At 48.4% G+C, this 22476-nt stretch carries 16 protein-coding genes; 6 read left to right on the forward strand and 10 right to left on the reverse strand.

Annotation, left to right across the window (positions count from 1 at the left end; translation table 11 throughout):
- Positions 1–73: 73 nt before the first annotated feature.
- Together grxC and trxA are read left to right on the forward strand one after the other, a co-directional pair.
- Entirely contained in the window at positions 74–304 is a 231-nt protein-coding gene (gene grxC / locus EZV61_RS14655; RefSeq protein ID WP_131416524.1) for a glutaredoxin 3, read from the forward strand.
- Positions 305–328: 24 nt separating this feature from the next.
- On the forward strand, positions 329–682 hold the full coding sequence (trxA, locus tag EZV61_RS14660; protein WP_131416526.1) for a thioredoxin: 354 nt from the start codon (positions 329–331) through the stop codon (positions 680–682).
- Between the two features lie 127 nt (positions 683–809).
- On the opposite strand, the gene EZV61_RS14665 is transcribed toward trxA, so the two are convergent.
- The gene (locus tag EZV61_RS14665) at positions 810–3104 is read right to left on the reverse strand and encodes a hypothetical protein (RefSeq protein WP_131416528.1); all 2295 of its coding nucleotides are present in this window, start codon (positions 3102–3104) and stop codon (positions 810–812) included.
- Between the two features lie 388 nt (positions 3105–3492).
- On the opposite strand from EZV61_RS14665, the gene EZV61_RS14670 reads away from it, so the two are divergent.
- Entirely contained in the window at positions 3493–5742 is a 2250-nt protein-coding gene (locus tag EZV61_RS14670; RefSeq protein WP_131416530.1) for a PKD domain-containing protein, read from the forward strand.
- A gap of 143 nt (positions 5743–5885) precedes the next feature.
- Here the strand turns inward: EZV61_RS14670 and EZV61_RS14675 are convergent, their stop codons facing one another.
- Positions 5886–6872 (reverse strand): zinc-dependent alcohol dehydrogenase family protein, encoded by a 987-nt coding sequence (locus tag EZV61_RS14675; RefSeq protein ID WP_131416532.1) that lies wholly within the window; start codon positions 6870–6872, stop codon positions 5886–5888.
- Between the two features lie 131 nt (positions 6873–7003).
- Here EZV61_RS14675 and EZV61_RS14680 point away from each other — a divergent pair, with 131 nt between their 5' ends.
- On the forward strand, positions 7004–7900 hold the full coding sequence (locus EZV61_RS14680) for a LysR family transcriptional regulator (protein WP_131416534.1): 897 nt from the start codon (positions 7004–7006) through the stop codon (positions 7898–7900).
- A 100-nt stretch (positions 7901–8000) separates the two neighbouring features.
- On the opposite strand, the gene EZV61_RS14685 is transcribed toward EZV61_RS14680, so the two are convergent.
- The 8 genes from EZV61_RS14685 to EZV61_RS14715 form a co-directional block, all read right to left on the reverse strand.
- Positions 8001–8624 carry a 3'-5' exonuclease gene (locus EZV61_RS14685; protein ID WP_131416537.1) on the reverse strand — a complete coding sequence of 208 codons (624 nt, stop codon included), beginning with the start codon at positions 8622–8624 and terminating at the stop codon, positions 8001–8003.
- Between the two features lie 130 nt (positions 8625–8754).
- A complete protein-coding gene (locus EZV61_RS14690) occupies positions 8755–10725 on the reverse strand; it encodes a putative bifunctional diguanylate cyclase/phosphodiesterase (RefSeq protein WP_165569623.1) in 1971 nt (656 codons plus the stop codon).
- Entirely contained in the window at positions 10722–11006 is a 285-nt protein-coding gene (locus EZV61_RS19455) for a hypothetical protein (RefSeq protein ID WP_114339160.1), read from the reverse strand. The genes EZV61_RS14690 and EZV61_RS19455 overlap by 4 nt, the downstream gene beginning before the upstream one ends.
- Positions 11007–11201: 195 nt before the next feature.
- Entirely contained in the window at positions 11202–12059 is an 858-nt protein-coding gene (locus EZV61_RS14695) for a cation diffusion facilitator family transporter (RefSeq protein ID WP_338068553.1), read from the reverse strand.
- 277 nt (positions 12060–12336) lie between these two features.
- Positions 12337–14931 carry a TIM-barrel domain-containing protein gene (locus EZV61_RS14700; protein ID WP_131416543.1) on the reverse strand — a complete coding sequence of 865 codons (2595 nt, stop codon included), beginning with the start codon at positions 14929–14931 and terminating at the stop codon, positions 12337–12339.
- A 161-nt stretch (positions 14932–15092) separates the two neighbouring features.
- Complete coding sequence (locus EZV61_RS14705; RefSeq protein WP_131416545.1) at positions 15093–15944, reverse strand: hypothetical protein; 852 nt, start codon at positions 15942–15944, stop codon at positions 15093–15095.
- A gap of 238 nt (positions 15945–16182) precedes the next feature.
- Positions 16183–17226 carry a ribosome small subunit-dependent GTPase A gene (rsgA, locus tag EZV61_RS14710; protein WP_131416547.1) on the reverse strand — a complete coding sequence of 348 codons (1044 nt, stop codon included), beginning with the start codon at positions 17224–17226 and terminating at the stop codon, positions 16183–16185.
- A gap of 361 nt (positions 17227–17587) precedes the next feature.
- A complete protein-coding gene (locus tag EZV61_RS14715) occupies positions 17588–19420 on the reverse strand; it encodes a metallophosphoesterase (protein ID WP_131416549.1) in 1833 nt (610 codons plus the stop codon).
- 265 nt (positions 19421–19685) lie between these two features.
- On the opposite strand from EZV61_RS14715, the gene EZV61_RS14720 reads away from it, so the two are divergent.
- Together EZV61_RS14720 and mep72 are read left to right on the forward strand one after the other, a co-directional pair.
- Complete coding sequence (locus EZV61_RS14720; protein WP_131416551.1) at positions 19686–20393, forward strand: hypothetical protein; 708 nt, start codon at positions 19686–19688, stop codon at positions 20391–20393.
- Between the two features lie 127 nt (positions 20394–20520).
- Positions 20521–22314, forward strand: coding sequence for a biofilm-associated metzincin protease Mep72 (gene mep72, locus EZV61_RS14725; protein ID WP_165569624.1), 1794 nt, complete (start codon positions 20521–20523; stop codon positions 22312–22314).
- The last annotated feature ends 162 nt before the right edge of the window (positions 22315–22476 follow it).

Here is a 22476-nt window from a genome sequence, read left to right on the forward strand (position 1 = left end):
CTTTCGGGCAATCCGGTCTTTACAACGATTTGACCGGGTTGCAGAGCAACAGTTAAAACCTTTGGAGCAAGCCATGCGCCAGATAACCCTCTACACCAAAGATTACTGCCCCTACTGCAAGGCAGCTAAACGCTTATTGCAAAACAAAGGGTTGTCATATCACGAACTTGATATCACCCATAACATCAAACTACAGGCCGAGATGCGTCAGCGGAGCCAGCGACGCACCGTACCGCAGATATTCTTTGACGAACAACATGTCGGCGGTTGTGACGACCTCTACCGCTATTTTGACATGCATTAACGCTGCCATAAGTAAGGAAGCCCCATGAACCAATACCTAACAGAAGTGAATGAAGAAGATTTTTCCGAGCTGCTGAAATCTGAACCGGCTATTCTGGTCGATTTTCACGCTCCCTGGTGTGGTCCCTGTAAGGCGTTTACGCCAGTACTTGAAAAGCTCGCTGTTGAATATCGTGACACGGTTAAGCTGATCAAGGTGAATGTTGACGAGAACCCGGATCTTGCCAGCCTGCTAAGAATACGTTCCATGCCTACGCTAGTGTTTTTTAACCATGGAAAGATCAGCGGCGCAAATGTCGGGCTGCTATCACAGGGTGAAGTGCGGCAATTTATAGAACAACAACTGAATGCCGTTAACGATGCAGCAACGACAATCTAAGATCGGGACATCCGACTGGCCTGCCGCAAAAAAACAACCAAGCCATCGATCAGGCTTGGTTGTTTTATCGTTGTCGGAACATCTCCCATCGCAGGCAGCCACCAAGATCAACTATGTGATCCCCCAGCTATAAAACATTTAAGCGCACTTGGTAACGGCAATCGCCACCGCTTAGTTCCAGCTTATAGTGACCATTCTTATACTCACTCGCATTTACATCAACCCAGTTAATTACTGATATGTCAGGTGCAGCCGGCACCATTGGTGTAATCAATAGTTGCCCAGATTGAATGGAGCCATCCGCCAATATTTCTGGCTGAACCGGCAGATTTATCTGCCAAATCGCTTCAACATCACTGCTAATCACGCACTGATCAAACACCATCACTTCGTCGGCAGTAAAAGTGATATCGCGCTGCCACGATGTAATGCTGTTGTTTTTACCGTAGACGGGACTCAGCTCCATCTGGATTGTGGTTGTATCACCCACAACTTGATAATCCATAGAGGATTCCGCATCCAGATTCTGGCGCACCGTTTCGCCATTTTCGACAAAACGTAAGGTGTTATGCACCTCGGTGGCTTGATGAATACCACTGTGGGACCAGATATTCTGGGTCACAGCTAACCACTCGTCTTTAAACAGAGAGAACGCGCCTTGGTCTCGAGAAGCGTGGGACTCATCATAAATACCTGCGACAACAGATAACCAAGTGGCATCGGGCTGCCAAGAGGATCTCACAAACAAGTGACCAGCACCTTTTGAGTGATAAACCAAATCAGTAGGGGCAACCGGTTCCGATTCTTGCGCTAGTAGTGTGGTGTGCAAATTGAAGCCATAAACAATCTCCGTCACCGAATTATTATCCAACCACCATTTACCCCGCTTGGCCTCAGGCGAACCAATATTAAGCGAAGCAGCACGGTGTATCAGGTTTTCGTGGTAATCAAACAAACGGGGAAATGACACTCTGGATTGATCACCGATAGGAGAAAATTGATCCAACGTAGGCGTGGTGGCATGGATCCAGTAATCAATCGTTTGTCTTGCATGGGGCGACCGTCCAGCTAAATCCATGCCCGTGGCATCCTTCCAGATCCGGTACAGATCAAACAAATTCCCTTGGGCGACGCCATAGCCGGTGCCTTCACGACTACCGCCACCCTCAAAGTCTGCGAAGTAGGCGACTAACGTCGGTAGTTTTTGTTCTTTTAACAGCGTTAGCCAGTGTTCATTTTTATCTGCCAAGCCCCAGGTCATGGTCGCTTTTAAGAAACTGAAGTGATAGTTATTACCCGGTTGCGTGACCGCCCAGCCACTCCATGGGAATGGCTGTCCTCCCCACTCAGCCTCTTTATGATGCCAAACGTTCCACACAGCCTGTTCAGCATATTGGCGCCAACGCAGCTTTTGACCATCACTCAGCAGCTCACCGCCATAAGCATAGGTGTACGCCAACTCAGAGATAAAACGACCGACATGAAGATAAGAGTCGGAGCTGACTTTCGGTCTTTGGCCTTCAGCGATCTTGGTTTCAGCGTCTAAAACCTGCTGCTCCACCAGCGTAATCGCGTGCTGAATATAACGTTCATCTGCAGTGAGGTAATAGAGATACACGGCATCGACAGGCGAAAAACCATAACCGGGGTTGCCGGCCACCGCACGCTCCACCCAGGCGGTAAAACGGCTCAGATCTTGATCTGAATCTTTGAGATGATCCAAGAAAGAGAGCGAAAGCTCAGCAGACACCTCACTGACTTGTTGCACAGTAATCTGCAACTCGGTACTTAATCCTTGCCATTGCACACTACAAGTTACTTGGCCTGGCGCGACGGCAGTCAACACATGGCCAACCTGACCAGTACGTTCCCCACTCATTGAGACGGCATCACTGTCACACTGCCAAACTAAGCCTGAGCTAATTTGGGTATTTGAATCATCAGAATAATGAGCGAACACACCCACTGTTTGTTGTGCGCCCACAGTGAGCGTCAGCGGACCGAGGGGCGATGTGCGGATCAGATCAACCACCACAGAGCTTTCAGCGACTGAAAAGCTCACCAATAAACTCAACTGCTGCCAATTTGCCGTGCAATCGGTGGTGCCAGATTGTTTTGCAGTGAGCAAGTTATTTTGATCAATCTCCACCGCCGATGAAACACATTGCCATTGCAGATCGGATGCGGAGACAGGCTGACTGCTACCATCATCATAGGCAACATTAAGCACGAGTTGACTGGTGTCCCCCATTTTAAGCTCGGTTTTACCAGCGCTCAGGCTTAAAGCCATCGCAACAGGTGCATCGTCAACCGGAGTATCAGATCCACCTCCCCCACCGCCACAGGCAACCAACAGCAAAGAAGTCGCCAAGATAAAAAGTGGGGAATATTTAGGGCGCTGTTCTGTAATTCGTTGTATCACAACACATCCTTGTATCAGTATGTCAATTAGCGGCTAGCGGCCACTATCGCATATCAGATAAGGCAGAACTTTGTTGCAGTACAACTCTGGAACAGATTTCGCACCAAGCTCAACCGAAGTGCAACATAGCGCAAATAAAAAGTGATCACTCACATCAAGATGTGATGACAAACCAAAATGATTAATCCTATTGAGCCATACAGCCACACAATTAACTGTAAAAATATTCGACACCCCTCACAGTCGCAACAATTCTCCTGTTCAAAAGGTGAGCAACCTCTCACCCACCCAAAAGGAGGTATGTCAGTAACTCAAAGTTATGTCAGCATCCGCCGAAAATTGATACCCAGCAGTTGGTCATTCATTTTGGCCTGAGGTACGAAACACCATGAAACAACGCTCAACACGAATTAAGTACTTAGCCCCTTGGGCCCTTTTCACTCCTGTTTTCTTATTTGGTTGTGGAGGCGGAGGAGGCTCATCTGCAGAGCAAGATCTACCTATACCAGAACTTGCTATCACTCCTATTTCAGCAGCAATATTCGATGAAGTGGATCAGATATCATTGATTGCGGAAGTAGAAAATGTGGGCACCAACCCAATCTATTCATGGACGCAATTGTCTGGGCCTGAAGTCGAACTATCCAATTCAGAAAAAGCTCATTTACAGTTTGAAGCACCTAAAGTGTCCGCGGACAGTGAACTGCTGTTTCAACTTCACATATCGAATAACGAAGGCCAAGAAGACAGTATCTCGGTGCCTGTAACCATCCTCGACTCCCATGAACAAGTTATTGTTTCTGGAACCAGTATGGCTGGCGATACTCCGTTACTAAACGCAAATGTAGTGCTCACTATCGGGACACTTGTCGTGTCATCAACAACCGACTCAGAAGGGGTATTTAGTATTCCTACCGACATAGATAAGCGCTCGATGGAGCGTGTCTATACCCTAACAACCAAAGGATCTGGTGAGCAAAGCGATATAGAACTGGCAAATATAGGTGCTGTGTCAGAGTTATTGCCGGTTCAAGAAATCCAGCCCACGGCGTTTAGCTTCTCTACAAGTACGCAATACCAACGTGCTAAAACAATCCATCAGGATTACCTATCGACGTCGCTGAGTTCACTTCTCATGCGCTACTATTCGAACAATTTCAGCTACACCACATGGACATGGCTCGACTTTCAAAACCGACTAAAACGGATAGATACGGAGTTGCTTTGGGATCTTGCGGCAGCTTTTACCATTGATGGTTCACGCACCAGTGTTCATGAGTCTCACCTAGACGATATTATTCGTTGGATCAGTGCTTACAAAACTGACAACGCTTCAGTTGAAAACTTCATCGAGAAGAAAAGAAAGATCCGCGAAAACGCCCGCAAAGAAATAGAAAATGTGTTAGATGACAACACCTATTACTACCTATCTCTTGGTAGTGCGCCTGGAACCGTTCGCTTAGGTATATCTCTAGGTACGGAGCGGATCAGGCTAAGAAACGGCCTTTTCGAAAGCTACGGATTTGATACGGTCACCACCGCACCTTACCAATTTGACGATGGACGTATTTTAATAGATACGACAAATTGGCCAGTGCATGTTGAAGAAAATGTCTATTTCGCTGAGCACAACTCACACTTTACATGCACCACAACACTCACCGAGAAGAGCATTGAACCACTAAAGCTTATCGAGTACGGGGTTCAACATATACTGTTTAGAGACAGCACATCGCAAATTTGTATCAACGCAGACGGCCTGTCATTAGATGAAAAAATAGAACAACGTGAGACTCCTGTAATCGCCTACAAGCGAAATAATATGGAAAAGTGGGCTGACGCAGAAGTTGCAGGAAGAGAGTTCGCTTTCCGCTTTTATGGACCCGGTGTTGATGGTAACCCGCTATTAGAATCGGACGCGCCAGTCGTCACCTATCAATTCTTAGAAGGCACCAGTGGCTACATACCTGAGTACGATGAACACTTTAATTGGATTATAGATACCCACGGTGAGCTAGTCTTGATGTTCGAAAATGACTTCACGATTATTTGGCGTCGACTCTACGACGCCCGTGACGTTGGTGTTGACGCAGGGCCAATGGCCATTGCCGCCGAATATCGCGCCTCTGAGGGACACAAATACTTCCAAGGTATGGCCGTGATAAAGGATGAGAATACCCCCTGGCATCAAGCGATCTTTCCAGGGAAATGGAATCATGGCTTCAACCTAAGTGAACCTTCAGACCAAGCTTCTGATGCACTGTTCTTCTTTGAATTTGAACAAGGAGGCCTAGGCTCAGCGAATAATTACGATCGCCCTTCTGCAACCCACAACTGGAGCGCACCAATGCTCTGGTACTTCGAAGAAAGTCTGTTTCAAGCCTCGCGAAACTACATTTGGCAAGATGGTTCTTTCGTTGAATGGAGCCAGTGTGATCATCGCACTGATGTTGATTGCTACTCATTCCAATTCCGCACTTGGGAAGTACTGGCGAAGGTGGGTGAGCGCTACTACGTAAAAGAAACACTATACCATGACGGCGACGCTTTCCGCCGCGGGGCTCCGGCCGCTCAAGTTAGTGATATTCCGTATTCTGTCCGGATTAATTTTTACGAACCAGAAACAAGAGCATACTAAGCTCTACATTAACGAACTCACTTCGTTCTACCAAAGTCCCCAGCACTCGCTGGGGATTTTCATTAAAAGATCCACAATAACTAAACACGGTTAAGCGCGGCTATGCGCCAAAAAATTACGTCCCGACACACCTAAGTTGTCTCCTAAACCTCGACAACAACCTTGCCCATCCCCTGACCACTGGCCAACCGGGCATGAGCATCGCCCACTTGATCCAACGTGAATCGGTTTTCGTCCAGCACTGGGCGCAAGCCGCCAGCCTCAGCGATCTCAGCCAACTTACGCAAAATATCGGCGTGGGCTTCTCGATGAAAGTCATGCAGCATGGGGATCAGCATGAACACCACGTGCAGCGACAACCCTTTGAAATGTGCAGTGGTTAAGTCCAGCTCCACCATAGAGACCGTAGAAGCCACTTGGCCATTCAGCGCTGCCGCTTCAAATGAGTTGGCCATATTCGCCCCGCCCACCGAGTCAAACACCAATTCAAACCCTGCACCAGCAGTATGCTTCGCGACATAATCCGCGACAGATTCAGTTTTGTAGTTGATCGCTGTTGCACCTAGCTGTTCAATCAGTTCGGATTGTTGCTCTCCGCCACCTGTCGCATAGACTTCGGCGCCAAAATAGCGCGCCAGCTGCAAAGCCACGTGGCCGACGCCACCGGAGCCACCATGCACCAGCACTTTTTGGCCTTTAGCGATTCCCGCTCGGATCAAGCCTTCGTAAGCCGTAATACCCACCAACGGCAACGCAGCCGCTTCGCGCATAGATAGATTTTTTGGTTTATGAGCAATCAGGCGCGCATCAGCCACCACATACTCGGCCAAGGTGCCCGGCAGATCAGCTAAACCACCCACACAGCCGTAAATCTCATCACCGACACGGTATTCCGTGACACCCTCGCCCACGGCTTCAACGGTACCGGCAAGGTCCATCCCTAAAAGGGCGGGCACCTCGGGGGACAATGGCAGCTCACTTCCCATTTGGCGGATCATGGTATCGACTGTATTAACGCTGGTCGCAGCTATGCGCACCAGCACATGGCCAGGTTTAAGCTCTGGTTTAGGCAGTTCAGCCACTTCAAATACCTCTGGGCCACCAGCTTGACGAATTATCATTGCTTTCATTGGGATGGATCTCTGTTGAGTTGTGTTTTACAACTCTAGTTACTAAAGTGGATAATGAAAATAACGCCAACTGTGTAATCAGTTTTTAGATTTAATTGATAATAGTTAGGCTCTCAACACAGAAAGCAGATATGAATATTGAACATCTACGGCTCTTTGTTCGCCTCACAGCCACCCGCAATATCAGTGTCGCAGGCCAAGAGCTAGGTCTATCTCCTGCCGTCGCCAGCACACACATCAGTAAACTTGAACAAAGTTTGGGGGTGCGTTTAGTCCATCGCACCACACGCAAAGTGTCGATGACCGAGGAGGGCAAAGCGTTTCTTCCCCACGCCGAAGAAGTTTTATCCAGCGTTGAAGCAGCTCGCGCCGCCGTCGGTGGCGGCAGCGCTATTCCTACAGGCACACTGCGCGTCGCCGCCCCCGCCTCTTTTGGTCGCATGCACCTAATGCCAGCACTTAAAACGTTTCTGATCGACTACCCAGAGCTTGCTGTCGATTTTCGTTTCTCAGACACCATCGTCGATCTGGTCGAAGGGGGCTTTGATATTGCCATTCGCAATGCCGAACTCGAAGATTCGACACTGATAGCAAGAAAACTGGCGCCAGATACCCGCCGTGTCTACGCATCCCCTGATTATCTTGCCAAACATGGCGAACCTAGCACACCGGAGGAGCTGCTAAAGCATGAATGTATCAACTTAATGGGACTGGAGAGCTGGGTATTTGAAACCCCCACAGGGAAGCAAACGATTAAGACCAAAGGGACCTTACGTACCGATAATGGTGAAGTCGTACGCGATGCTTGTGCCAACGGACTGGGCATTGCATTCAGCTCCAGCTGGTGTGCCTATCAACACGTTAAAAGAGGCGAGTTAGTGCCGATACTCCGTGACTTCCCGCTAGTATCAGGCACCGCCATTTGGGCGGTATACCCCACTTCACGCCTGCTGGCACCTAAAGTCAGAGCATTTATCGATTATTTTGCAGCGCACTTTGGCAGTACGCCCTATTGGGATAAACAGTGAAAAGCTCGCCAGCGCGAACAGCATAGAACTCGGTTGGCAATCCACACATAAAAAGCGCAAGCCAGTTAAAGCTGCATTCAGCGTCTATACCACAATCCGCTTAGTTCTGTGCGTGCAGAAATTTAGGCACGGCCGCTTTGCTTTTACTGCAGATCTGCTGCATCAATTTAAAACTTGGCGTGTGCAACTGGTAGCTTTGTTGTAGCTCTTCAAGCAGGCAGTTCCACAACTTGGCGGTCATTTCTGAATCCGCCAACGCTCGGTGAAACACCCCGTCGTTGGCAATATTTTTATATGCCACCAGGCTGCCTAGCTTATGGTTAGGTGCATCAGGAAAAAGCCGTCGGGAAAGCAACATTGAACAGCTGAACTCACCGCTATAGCGGCACCCTATTTGCGCGAATTCGGCATCAAGAAAGCGCTGATCAAATGACGCGTTATGGGCAACGAGGTTGTGTCCGCCGATAAAGTCATAAAAACGGGTCATAACCTCTTCACACGGAGCTGCGGCTTTAAGCATCTGGTTGCTGATACCCGTGTAATCTTCAATAAACCGACTGATGCGAAACCCAGGGTTCATCAACTCCTGAAAACGCGCCACAGGTTGCCCCTTTTCCAGCATCACCGCACCAATTTCAATCGCCCGGTCACCCTGATTCGGCGAAAGACCTGTGGTTTCAAAATCCAGAACAATAACGGTATTCGCGGGCGCAGAGGTACTCAAAGGGCTAATTCACGTTGCGGAAAGATGGCTTAATTCTACCGACCGACAATCCAATAGAGAAGCGACGTTAACAAAGAATTATCGACAACAGAGGACAAAAACGCTCTCCGTTGCCTTGCGCCACCGACAATTAAAGCGGCATCAGAGCCAACTCTTTTTCGTTAAGCCAGTGGGTCACGTCATCAGGCGGCATTGCTGGCGCATACAACCAGCCTTGCATGGCATCACACTCAAGATCTCTCAATAGGTCGAACTGCGAACGCAGTTCAACCCCTTCGGCGAGCACTTGCATACCTAGATTATGGGCTAAGTTAATAATGCCATTCACGATGGCGACTTCCGCGTCGCTTTCATGAATATCTTTGATAAATGAACGGTCAATTTTGATCTTGCTGACCGGCAAAGATTTCAAATAGGCGAAAGAGGAGTACCCCGTGCCAAAATCATCCAAAGAGACGGTAAAGCCACGGGCGTTAAACTGGGTGATGGTTTCAATCGCCTGTGCGACATTTTTAATCAGCGTGCCTTCGGTGATCTCAAGCTCAATCAACGAAGGATCGACCCCTTTCTCGGCTGCGATTTTTGAATAGCTGTCACAAAGATGAGATTGATAAAATTGCAGCGCTGATAAGTTGATGGCAATGCGGGTATTCAACCCCTGCTGTTGCCATTTTTTTAGCTGCTCGCAAGCGGTCACCATAACAAATTCAGAGATACCGTGGATCATTCCGTTTCGTTCAGCCAACGGAATGAAGCGATCAGGCGTACTTCGAGGCCATCGAATCAGTGCCTCAAACCCCATTACCTGCTCACTTTGCAGGCAGATCTGCGGTTGGTAGTTCAGCGTGAATTCTTGCTCCTCAATCGCAGTAAACAGTTGCTTGCTGGTTTCCCGCTCCCACACCAGATCCACATACAACGAGTCAGAAAAGAATTCGTAGCAGCGCTTCCCTGAAGCTTTGGCCGAATACATAGCAAGCTCTGCATTTTTCATGATCTCTTCAGCACTGACGCCTTCGTCTGGGAACAGACACAATCCGATACTCGCGCTTAATTGAACATGACTACCGGCAAGATCAAACTCCTGCTGTCCCAACGCATCAAGCAAGCGCTGACACCCTTCCATCAAATAGTGTTGATTACAGCCCCGAACAATAATCGCAAAAGCATCACCCGACGCTCGGGCAACCATTTGCTCCCGGAACCAATGGGTACCATGAAGTACCTCGGCAAATGATTTTAATGCTTCATCTCCCAACGAGTGCCCTAGGGTATCGTTCAAAGCACGAAAATCATCAATATCCACAAACGCCAGCGCACATTGCTGACCACTTTTTGCCGCTTGGGAAGAAACGGTTTTCAATTTGTCGAGTAATAGGTAGCGGTTCGGTAGCCCGGTCAGTAGGTCTGTGGTCGCCAGTTTGATCAGCTCTTGCTGAGACTCATATCGCTCGGTGATATCAACACCAATGTCCCACGACTGCCATTCAGGAATAACCTCAGCGTTTTGTGGCAAGCAATACCAGGAGACAATACGTTTGGAGCTGTCCTTGCGATAAAGCAAACTATTCACATCACCGTCTGAAAGCTCTCTGAGGGTCGCAGCCATGGCAGGAGGCAATTCGTCGCTAGGGAAGATAGCGTTAGTAATGTCGCGATTCCCAATCACCTCATCAGCGGCGTACCCACTCACCTGCTCTGCCGCTTTATTCCACTCAATCAATTCACCGGCATGGTTATAGGCGCGCAAAATCACCGGCATATTGGTCAGCACATCTCGCGTTTGCTGATAAGCCGCTTTTAACCGGCGCGCTTGCTCGGTCTGAATGAATATGTAGAGAAAAAGCCCCCACAGCACGGGCTGGAGAACTTGAAAATAGTCGTGAAAGAGCTCTCTACCATGATCACTTAACGCGACACCTTTAAACCACAATTCATACCACTCGATGGCACTGAAAAAATTTATATAGGTGGTGACAGCAATGAGTGAAAATAGCGCCCAAAACGCGCGTTTTTGCTTAACACGTTTATGCCTTAAACTCAGCATGACCAAGGCTAAAACTGAGAATACAGAGGCGAAAAAATCGATGGCTGCAATCATCCATCTGCATCCTTCGCCATACCCTCTTCGGTGGCAAGAAAACACCATGCAGCCATCAGTACGGCGTTTAACAAAAAGCCGATATGCTCGAGGATATTAAAAAAGCCTGACCAAAATATGTGTTCAACGGCGGTACATACAGAACCAAAGACAAACGCAAAAAGTGAACCTAGGAGCAATCGTGAGTAGGGGATCTGAGCTAGGCTAGAGCGAAACGCAAAAACCATCCCCAACAGCCCAGAGCAGAGCAGAAGTACCAAAATTTCCGCTTGAGACACCATTTGTCTTCACCAACATGCATCGTTGAACAATATATAAAAGGTAGCTATCGATGGCGACAGGCGCAAACATAAGTTTATGAACTTACTTAGATTTCTTCCTCAAATAATCAAGAAAAATCAACACAACACATTTTGAGGCAACTAACAGATGATTAATTCAATTGGGCCTGAGCTTTCCACCAAGAGTTACACCCCCTAGTGTTCCTGACACTGATTTACCTCGATCGTCAAATGTGAAAGCTGACGGAATGGTGCTAACAAAGCTCTGTAGTGCTCAATAGGTTTAGGCTCATGAGTAACTACTGCGATAATCGCAGAGTAATGATTAGCACCGATCTTCCAAATATGAATATCCGACACCCGGTTATCAGCATCACTTTCAATAGAGGCTACAATTTTTTGACGAAATCTAGGCTCGATATTTCTATCAAGCAAAATAGGGCTGGTCTGTTTGAGTAAGCTAATCGCCCAACGGGTTACAATGACAGATCCAACAATGCCCATGACAGGGTCAAGCCAATCCAGTCCTGCAAACTTCCCTGCCAATAAAGCGAAAATAGCCAGCAAAGAGGTCAAAGCATCAGCCAGTACATGCATGTAGGCAGCATGCAAATTATGATCATGGTGGTGGTCATGATGATGGCTATGCTCATCTTTAAGCAAAAAAGCACCAATAATATTTATCAATAAACCGATGACAGCAACGGCAATCGCATCATCAAAACTGATACTTTGCGGCTCAATCAAACGATGTGTCGACTCCACTAACATCAGTAGCGCAACCACAGCCAATGCAATCGCACTGGCAAAACCACCTAGTACATTCACTTTACCGGTACCAAAGGAGAATGCAGGGTCGTTCGCATGCTTTCTCGCATAGTGATAAGCAAACAGCGTAATCATAAATGCGGCCACATGGGTCGCCATATGCCAGCCGTCAGCAAGTAACGCCATAGACCCTGAAATAGTGCCAGCAATGATTTCAGCCACCATCGTAATGGCTGTCAAGATCAGCACATACAAGGTTCGACGTTCACCTTTGGCGTTTTTCATTGCAAAATCATGAGAATGTTGCCACGGGGCGATATTTTGTTCGTGCATAATTCCGGCCAAACCCTGAGTAAATGATAATCATAAACATTACGATTAAAATTTTTACAATCTAATTACATAACTTCAATCCTATTCGAACACTTATTTGATCTAACAGGGTATTTTCAGCCTTTCCCGATAGTAAGGCGGCAGTTCTAGACCGGGTATCACGCAACCTGACAAATCGAGAGCATAAAAAAGGCGAGCCCAAGCTCGCCTACTTTAAGCCGTCAGCAATCTAACGAACAAAACGAATCGCTTGTTCTGCACCAACACTCACCTCGCCCAATACCGCCACTAAGCCACCCTTGAGAAGATACCAACCGATATCACCGCTCTGCGGGGTCACTTGTGGCAACTTTTCGCCATTCACTTCGACCTGACTAATGGTGTCTTCGGGGGTGACAAAAGTGACACTAAGCTGCCTTTGTGCTGCGGAGGACTTCGCAACCTGATTGGGACTCAGCGTAACCAGATAGCCGTCGGCTTGTGGCGCAAGCTCAATCACGGTTTCAGCGAGGCCATCATTTAGATAGCTCTGCGTCAGGCCGTCATCCTCATATAAGGAAAACTGGTGAGACTGACTATCGGCAACAACGTTCAGCTGCAGATTTTCAAACCATTGAATATCAGCTGCAGCCACTCGACCAAGATCGGCAACGTCTTCGCCCAGCGTCGGCACGATAGCACCGGCACGCATAAACAGCGGCGCACGGACAACGGTTTCGCCCTCACTCAACGGGCCCGTCACCGAATGTTGGAACACGGCTCCTGACGATTGCGTGACCTCAGCAAGATCGTAATAGTTCACCCATGAACCTGCAGGCAGGTAGCTATTCACCTGATCTTCATTATCTGTGATGGCAGTGAACAGCAAGCTCTCACCAATCATTTTGGTCTGGTCGACATCGCGCGCGTTGGCATCTTGCTGGAAGTGATACACCAGCGGTGGGAACATCGCCTCACCGGTTAAGGTGGCGTGGTGAGCCAAGCTATAGAGATATGGTGTTAAGCGGTAACGGGTACGCAGATTGGCCAAATTACTGACCTGATCACCGACTCGATCCGGGGCCGTCTCTTTACAGTTACATAGGTTTTCGGTGTGGGGGCGTAAAGGGATCTCCATCAACACAGAGGTCGCTAACCAACGGGTATAAAGGGTATCCAGATTCCTGCCAGAGGTACCGCCACGATGAAATCCACCAATGTCCGAGCCATAGTAGTCAAATCCGGACAGGCTCATGTTGGTCTGTGCGGGCATCTGCGCTTCTACAGCCAAAAAGCGGCTGGCGACATCTCCCGACCACATCGCCACACCGAAGCGCTGACTACCTGCGGCACCGGAACGACTGAGGATCCAAGGGCGGCGATCTGGATGGCTTGCAGCCGTCTGCTCGGCAATGCCCTGACTCCAATAGAAATTTAGCAGGTTATGTACGCTGGGATGATCAGTTCTCGACTCGCCATACCATTCAAGTCCGCTGTAAATACTGCTGTAATCATAGAGTTCAGGCTCGCCTAAGTCGGTCCAATGACCCAAAAATCCATCATCGATGAGCGCTACCCTTTTCTCATTGTGCCAATCAACCCTCGCCGACGAAGAGGTCCAATCGATCATCCCACCGATCCCCCACCAGGGATTGGAGCTGAGCTTACTGGGCGTTGTACAAGGGGCTTCACAATCCATCGCCAACTGGCGCTTCTCTGCCAACTGCTGGTACTCCGGTAAACCAGCACCGACATAGCTCTCTTCAATATGTATCAGCGCAATATTTTGTTCTGCCAGCGCTACCACTTTTTTCTCAGGCTCAGGAAAAGCTTCACGATCCCAGGTCAACGAGCCCATCTGAGTATCTTCAGAGCTGGTCTCAATACCGCCAAACCATTGCAGATCCATCACGAATCCATCGATGGGAAATTGCGCCTGTTTCAGGCTAGCGAGTTTACTGTCGAGTTCTTGCCAATTGTCATAGCCATATTCGGAAACCCATAAGCCGAAAGCCTTCAACGGTGGCACAGGTGCGCGCCCAGTCAGATCTAGGTATCGACTGCGTAGCTGTTTTAGGTCGGCACCGGTAAACAGGAACACGCCTAACGACGGCTCTTCACTACTCACCTGCCATTGAGGTGATTCGAAATCAAACGACAACGGATAGTGTGTATCGAAGAACAGACCGTAGTTATCCATCCCCTCCCCGAGCACATAGGCCACGGGGATTTGGGTATCACCCGATGCGGCGATATCGGAATAGGTCATCGCGTTACCGGTAGAGGTTGCAGGTAAACGCTCCTCACCGAGCCAATTCGCACCGTCGTCACTGGTATCTAACTTCTGGCCCAAACCATAAATATGACTAAAGTTTTCCTGGCTCAGTGTCAGCTCAAGCTCGTCACCGTCACTTTCAGCCAGACAAAGACGGGTTAACGTGATCGGCTCAGGTTGACTCAAATCGGTGGTCAGCAAACAACCCTTCTCTAATGTCACACTCAACAAGGCAGTACTTAACGTCTGAGAAGAGGGGTCATATTGATGACTGGCAGGCCCATCGAACTGTGTCTGCGCCAGCATGGGCGAAAAGTAAGGTTGTCCGGCAGACAATTCACTGTGGTAGGCGATATGAAGGAGATCATCATCCAATAATGTCACCATCACATCCCCCTGCCCACCAGTGATCAACAGTTGCGGCTGTTGCGCGTCGATATACTGTGATTGCAATGGGCCTTCAACCGAAGAGGAGCCTCCGCTGGAACAGGCCGTGATAGTTAAAGTGATGGCAGATAAGGTCACACTGGGGAGACCGCGTAGTAACGAATGAAGGCCAAGCATACTCATAGAGCGCTCCCTGCAATAGCGAAAGTGATAAACCAACGTAGGTAAAAGCAACCCCGCACTCTAACTTGAGCAATCCATAAATAAAGTGCTATCTGTCAGATAATTAGCATTGGTTTGATCGACTCCCTGCAAGGGCTACTCAAATAACTGATATCAACAATCTACTGTTTGGCTGCTAGCTTGACGACGGAGTCGACCAATGAGGCTGTGCTGGCGTCCCCCACCTCACGCAACGCATCTAAAGACCATTTGGTGATCAGCTCACTCACTTCAGCCTTTGCCTTCCTCTGTTCTCCCTGATAGGTATCAGCCAGTATTTGCAGTTCAAGCAACTTTTGCTTTGCAGAAAATGGGATGTCACTGCGCGAAACTAAGGTCTCTATTTTTTCCACGGTCTGCAAGCTTGGTCCATCAATAATAATTGCAGCCCCATGACTTGCTATTGGTAACCACTCTTGGCCTGACTCTTCCGCCAGCTCAGCAAACAACGCTTCGGCCGCTGGCCCATCTCCTTGCGATACTGCAACCATGCCTAAGATCGCCTTTGCCGTAATTCGAGACTTCTGATATTTCCGGTCCAGCTCAACACCATTGGCCAATAGACGTGCTTTAGCAGCATATTCTGCGCCCAACCCTTCCCACCCATTGCTGTAGAGTGCCAGTGAAAATGCCGAGTAAGCGACATACTTGCCAGGGTCATCACTCGCCGCCTTCCGCGCGAGTTCTGCTTCAGCCAACGAGAACACGGGATATTGTCCTAGCGCTAATCCTACCGAAGCCATCGAATGCACCAGTTCCTTATGAACCTCATCTGCTTCAGCACTTTTCACCTTCTTGTTGTAAAGCTCCAAGCTGGGATCCACAGTGTGCTTTGAGAGCTTCTGAAAGCTAACATAACTAAATGATTTACGGGTTTCTTCATACTGCGCTTTTTCGCTTTTTTGCGTGCTTGCACAAGCAACCAAAAAAAACACACTGACACTCATCATGACGACTTGAAGCGATGATCTCACACGACATCCTTATCTACTCGGGGATAAAAACGAACCAATTTTGACAACAGCTCCGTTAGACGGATGAAGTCTACTGAGCAAGCAAATAATTAGCAATATGCACACACGCTAATGCGAGTGAAGCAAAAAAAGCAATTAACCAACCCAGATATCCAATCCTATCTGATCTACGACTCTGGCCTCATTAACCTAAAAATAGTTGGGCAGTGCTGAACAAAGCCAGCACTGCCCATCTTGGCTATAAGCCTTTTTTATAGTGCCGAGATTCAGACATGACCGCTTTCACCATCTTGCCAAACTCCTTATCTTTTGCCCGCTGTTCTGCCAGAGAGGCGCTGTTTCTCGCTTGCTCTCGCATCAACTTGAAGTAGTTTGCCAAACGCCGCGGTGCCAATTCACCACGGTCGATCGCTTGTTGCACCGCACATCCAGGCTCACCGGTATGCTGACAGTCGCCAAATCGACACCGCTGCGCCAACTCATCGATATCAGCAAAGGTCTGACTAACCCCCTGCTCACATGCCGTTAACTGCAACTCACGCATTCCCGGGGTGTCGATCAAAACCGCCCCCGATGGCATAAAATGCATCGAACGCGACGTAGTCGTGTGCCGCCCCTTGCTGTCATCCTCACGAATAGATCCGGTATCCTGGATCTCATTGCCCAATAAGGTATTGATCAACGTCGATTTACCCACGCCGGAGGATCCCAACAACGACAGCGTGCGCCCCGGTCGGCACCAGCTCAACAGCACTTCGCAACTTGTACAATCTAACGCGTTGACCGATTCCACCAGCAGCAGGGGGTCTAAGCTTTGGATCGCTTGTCGTTTTTCATCCACATCGTCGCAAAGATCCTGCTTAGTTAATACGACGACGGGTTCAACTTCGGCCTCATGGGCAAGCGCTAAATAACGCTCAATCCGGCTCAAGTTAAAATCCTGATTTAGCGAGCAGACAATAAACAGCGTATCAACATTGGCAGCGATAAACTGCTCACCGAGCTTACTGCCAGGAGACTTGCGCTTGAACAGCGACTTACGATCCAGCTGACGCAAAAATCGATTGTCACCATCAAGCAGCAACCAATCGCCCAGCGCCATTGGCGGTAATGATGGAGTAATCGGCATCCGGCTCAATGCCTGTTCAGTGCGCACCACATATTCACTGCGGTGGTGGGCAACAACACGAGCAACGGTTGTCTGCTCAAACTCGTCTAACGTCAGTTGTTGTTGAAAAAAAGGTTGCCAACCCAATAGGTTGAGAGAAATTATAGAATTCATTTGTTTTCCCTACGCACGCAAAACCAACGTTGCGTGAGCACAGATAGATCATGCTTGGGGCAAACGAAAAATCATTGACCCCGGTGAGAGTACACCGGGCAAAGGAGAAGGAAATAGACGCGGATCTTTGTTTGTAGTGCTGACTATTTCTCGGCCTTCACCGGGTGGGTTTTAACTACAATCATCAATATCTCCTGTACTACTTCAACGCTTCATTAAGGGCAGGAATATAGCAAACAACGCATGATCTGTATATCGTAATCCACAACCATTGTATGGATACCCCACGACATCAACACTCCGTGAAAGTAGCGTCCCTCAAAGTAGGGACGCTACTAAACATGGCACTTTCACGCTAGGTTTATGGCCGCTTCAGACAAATATCATAAGTAGCGCCAGGGGTACCGCTCAGATAGGGGTAGTAATACCCTTCGGTGCTGGTATAGCTGAGCGATGTTGTCGATGAACGTTTCAGCTCCCACTGACTGCTCTTCCACTTATAGAAAGACATCGTCAAGCTGGTGCCAATATTCTCCATGCCGTGGGTACCATAACTGGATGCATAGTAATAACCACCGTCCACCGGGCTCGCTTTACCATCCGCGTTAAGCGTACCGTTGTAATGGGTGTATCCGCTTGGGCAGGTTCCACTGCCACCGCCACTCCCATCAGTGAGCGTCACCGTCACATACGAAGAGGCTGTACTCGCTTCACCACAACTATTTAGCGCTGACACATTGAAGTAAACCACGGACTCCTGCTCGTCAGTCACACTGATTTTCGTATCCGTGGTTGTTGTAAACTCCTCCCACGCCCCCTTTGCTTCGTTCCAGCGCTTAACTAAATATCTGTCAGCACCACTCACGCCATCCCAAGAAATGGTATATGAACTGCTAGTGATACTGCTCGCCACGGGGGGGGTTGGCTTTGCCAGCGCTTCACATTGGCCACCATCCACCTGCATAGTAATTGTCACGTAGCCCGAAGTGCCACTTCGCTCGCCGCAATCGCTCAATGCTGTCACGGTCAAATAGACTTTCTCATCTTGCACACCCGTGACTTGCAAAGAGGTCTCTGCCACCGTCTTGTAATCTACCCATTCTCCAGCGGCTGAATCCCAACGCTTTATCAGATAGGAGTCAGCGCCAGCCACGCCAATCCAGGAAACAGTAAACGACGAAGTTGTGACATTACTGGCAACGGGATCGTTTGGCGTTGTAAGTAGATCGCATTGGCTACCACCTCCTCCACCAAATCCGGTATCAGAAATAGACCCGTTCTGATTAACGATTTGGATCAGGTCATCATTGGTAATTTTCAACGCTTGCAGGCGACCGCCATAATAACTCGCCATACCAACATCAACGCGCCATACCTTTCCGTCACAAGCCTGATTAATACTGCGTTGACGGGTATGCGCGATCACCATGCGCGACGCATTTAGCGCACTCAGAGTCTCGTTCAATTGCTGGCAATCACTGGCAGACAAGGTGTCGTCACCGTAATCACGATTCCACAAAGGGCCCGAACCGCCCACGGAAGACGGCTCGCGGGAGTACCCCTTCATCCACTCACTGATCTCAGCATTAATGTTGTCAATCCCGTAACGGGCATGGGAAGGAGTAATGCCACCATGCACAAATACGGTACGGCCAACCATCACAATGGCATTATGCTCCGACAGCACCTTGGCATAGGGTCCTCCAGGCTTAAAGGCAACAGCTCTGCCGCGTTGGCTCGATGGCAAGCTAACCACATCAGAATCAGTAATGCTGTTGTTGTAGTAGCCCTCAAACTGGCGAAAGCCTCCTGTCGTTACATAGCGAAAATCCAGCTCCACGTTCATGGTTTCATGATTGCCGTTAAGGACAAGCACTTGGCCGCCGCTTTGTTGTGCCTGAACAATCAGATTTTCAAACAGATCCAATATCTGCTTTTCAGTGTCGCCACGATCTAGCTGGTCACCCACTTGCACCAGTGTTTTGCTACCACCAATCCAATTGTTACTGCCATCAATCAGCTTTGCTGCACGCAATATGGACACCATGGCACTGTAATCGCCATGCAAGTCCCCAATCGCAAAAACCTCTTTTTCGGCAGGCAGAAAGGTAGAGGGCCTGGCAAAAGCGACATTAGCTACGCTAATTAGCAAAAATGACACAAATACGTTAAGCACAACTCTATTTAAATTCATGTTTACTTAATTCCGTTCATCTAATTAATTAGCCGCGAATAAAACCACGAAAAATAAAAACACGCTCACTCACGAAACAACCATAAAACTTCTGAACAGCCGCCCTCAAAGCAGTGATTTAGAAATATAAAAACAATACTAACTTCTATTTTTAATGCCAAACAACCTTACATTACAAAGGTACCGGTGATAGAGTGTGTCAATAAATTGACACACAATCAATGTTTTTAACTCGCTAATTAAGATAACTATTTTGGAGGGGTTCATGGACAAATTGATAACCGTAATGGTGTCAATTGTATTGCTGACATCATTCTTATTAATAAATTATAAAGATTCACTGTTTCCTGATGCTCAACCGCAACAAAATATGTCAACAGAGCTGCAATCCTCCACACTCATCAATGATGCTGGAGAAGCACAACATGAAGGAGAACAACAAACATCAGCAACTGACTTAGCGCACCACTCGGTTGCTCAAGAGATGGAAATGTTGCCGCCAAAACTCAGCCCAGACGTTGATGAGACAAGACTTTGGCAGACACAAACCTCTGTTCCATCGACTTATGCCTCGCTAGAAAATGAGCCGGTTGACAGAACCTACCTAAAGGTCAATCCAGATGTTCTATCAGCGATCGACACTGGTGATGAATTTGAGTTCTACATCCCACAAGTGAATGAACATTTTGAAATAAGTGCCGACGAAATTGAGTACCACAGTAATGGCGACAAAACGATTAAAGGCCAGGTGCAGGATCAATATGGTGAAGGCTACCCAGTGACAATCACGGTGGGAGAAAATGGTTCTTTCGCCAATATTTCGACACCCAAAGGGGGGTTTATCATGGAAAGTGATAACCAGGATGGATGGATTGCATCGACAGTAGATATTCATAACCTTCAGGATTTCAACAAGCCTGATTATGTGATTCCTAGTCAACCTGAGCCTTCAATACCAAGCCCGTCTAATTAAATCTAGAAATAGAATTAAACAATAGAAAATAAATTTAATAATCACATAGGTAATACGGATGTCTTTCTCGCAAAAATTTGGAAATAGATCAAAAAGCGTTGCGCTTTCTTTGATCGGTTCAGTATCAATGATGGCGGTAACCACGGCGGTCGCTGCTAACGATATTGTTGATGTAATGGTGCTCTATGATACGGCTGCAGAGCAGGATCGCCGAGGTGCAATAGAAACCTACGTAAACCAACTTATCTCCTATTCCAATAGCGCATACCAAGCCAGTGATATGAACGTACGGCTGCGCTTAGTACACCAACAAAAACTCGCTGTTAACGGTGTAAATGCTGTTGATGGGAGTAGCTTGAGCAATTTCCTCAATGACGCAACCGTCAAGGAGATGCGTGCCGAACACGGCGCCGATGTCGTCGCCTACCTCACGGTCGCTTCAGGCGGCGCATGTGGCTTAGGCTATGTCGGCTCTGGTGATGGACAGATGAGCTCATGGTTTAAGAACTATGCATTCTCAATTTCTGGTTCAAACTGTGGTGCCTTAACCTTTGCTCACGAAGTGGGCCACAACATGGGACTAGGCCACGACCGAAAACAGGACACCAGTGGTGGCATCTTCACCTATGGTCTAGGCCACGGTGTTGACTACCGCTTTGGTACCATCATGACCTACGCCCATCTGTTCAATACCAATAACTATATCGACGTATTCTCTAACCCCCGCATCAGTATCTGTGATGGCCTGCCCTGCGGCGTAGACAGAAACGCCGCTAATTCAGCGGATGCTTCCTACGCAGTAAACCAAATCTCAGCTCAAATGGCTGATTTCTATCCAACCAAGCATACCGATGGCGGTGATGGTGGTGATGGTGGTGACGGCGGTGACGGCGGTGACGGCGGCGATGGCGGTGACGGCGGCGGAGATACAGATCCGGCTGATCCGATCCGTGAAGTCCCCACTATCGACGGCAACCTAATCACCAATGCCAGCTTTGAAAATGGCTTAACACCGTGGTTCGGTCAATATGACGCCCAAGTCGCACTGGACCAGATCAAGCGATATACCGGCGAGCAAAGTGTGCGTTCGTTTAGTCGCCCATATAGCTATTCAGGCCCAGCATATACTTTGACAAACAGCCTAACACCAGGCAAAAAGTATAAAGTTTCTGGGGCGATGAAGTTAAAGGGCGACGGCTCTCAACCGGGTTCGGCCACTATAGGAATCACTGACAATAACGGTTCTCGCTTTATTAGTCTGGGTAAAATCGGTATCTCTTCAGACAGATGGACTGAGATAAACGCCGAATTGGATCTAACGGATTCAACCAGCATCGAAAGTGCCTATATCCTGTTCTACGGACCTGAAGCGGGTCGCGAGTTCTACCTGGATCAAGTCAGCGTTGTCGCAGAAGACCAAGCCCCAACGGACCCAACCGATCCAACAGATCCAACAGATCCAACCGATCCGACCGAACCTGATAACCTGATCGATAACGGCAACCTTGAAGAGGGTAATGTCACCAATTGGACTGAAGGTTTTTGGGGAAGAATAAAACTAACTGCGAGCGCCCACAGCGGAAACTATGCGCTGCAAAGCTACCGTCGTTGGGCCTGGTACGATGGCCCCAGACAGTTGGTCACCACAAAACTAGACAACGGTAAGAGTTACGCACTTGAAGCATGGACTCGCATGGCTTCAGGCAGTGGCAACATTGAAGCTCGATTGACGTATGTCGATGACACGGGTCGTCATTGGATCAGGCTTGATAAAGTCAGCGCAACCACAGAATGGACCATGTTAAGCGGTGAAGTCACCTTAGAGCTATCGGGTGCACTGCAGGAAGCTGCGATCCACTTCTTTGGCCCGAACGCCGGTAGCAGCTTTATTGTTGACGACGTTAAATTAACAGAGAAGTAAACAGCACTTATTAGCAAAAACAGCACCCGTTCGGCATCAGCAGGACGGGTGTTTTCAAGCAAAAAACATCCCTAATTAGTCTTACCAAGCCGCAAATATCTTTAACGGATGACACATGATCTGGCATCGAACATCTCACCGCAACAGCCAGATGTTAAGAAT

Source organism: Corallincola luteus, assembly GCF_004336975.1.
Taxonomy (GTDB): Bacteria; Pseudomonadota; Gammaproteobacteria; order Enterobacterales; family Neiellaceae; genus Corallincola; species Corallincola holothuriorum.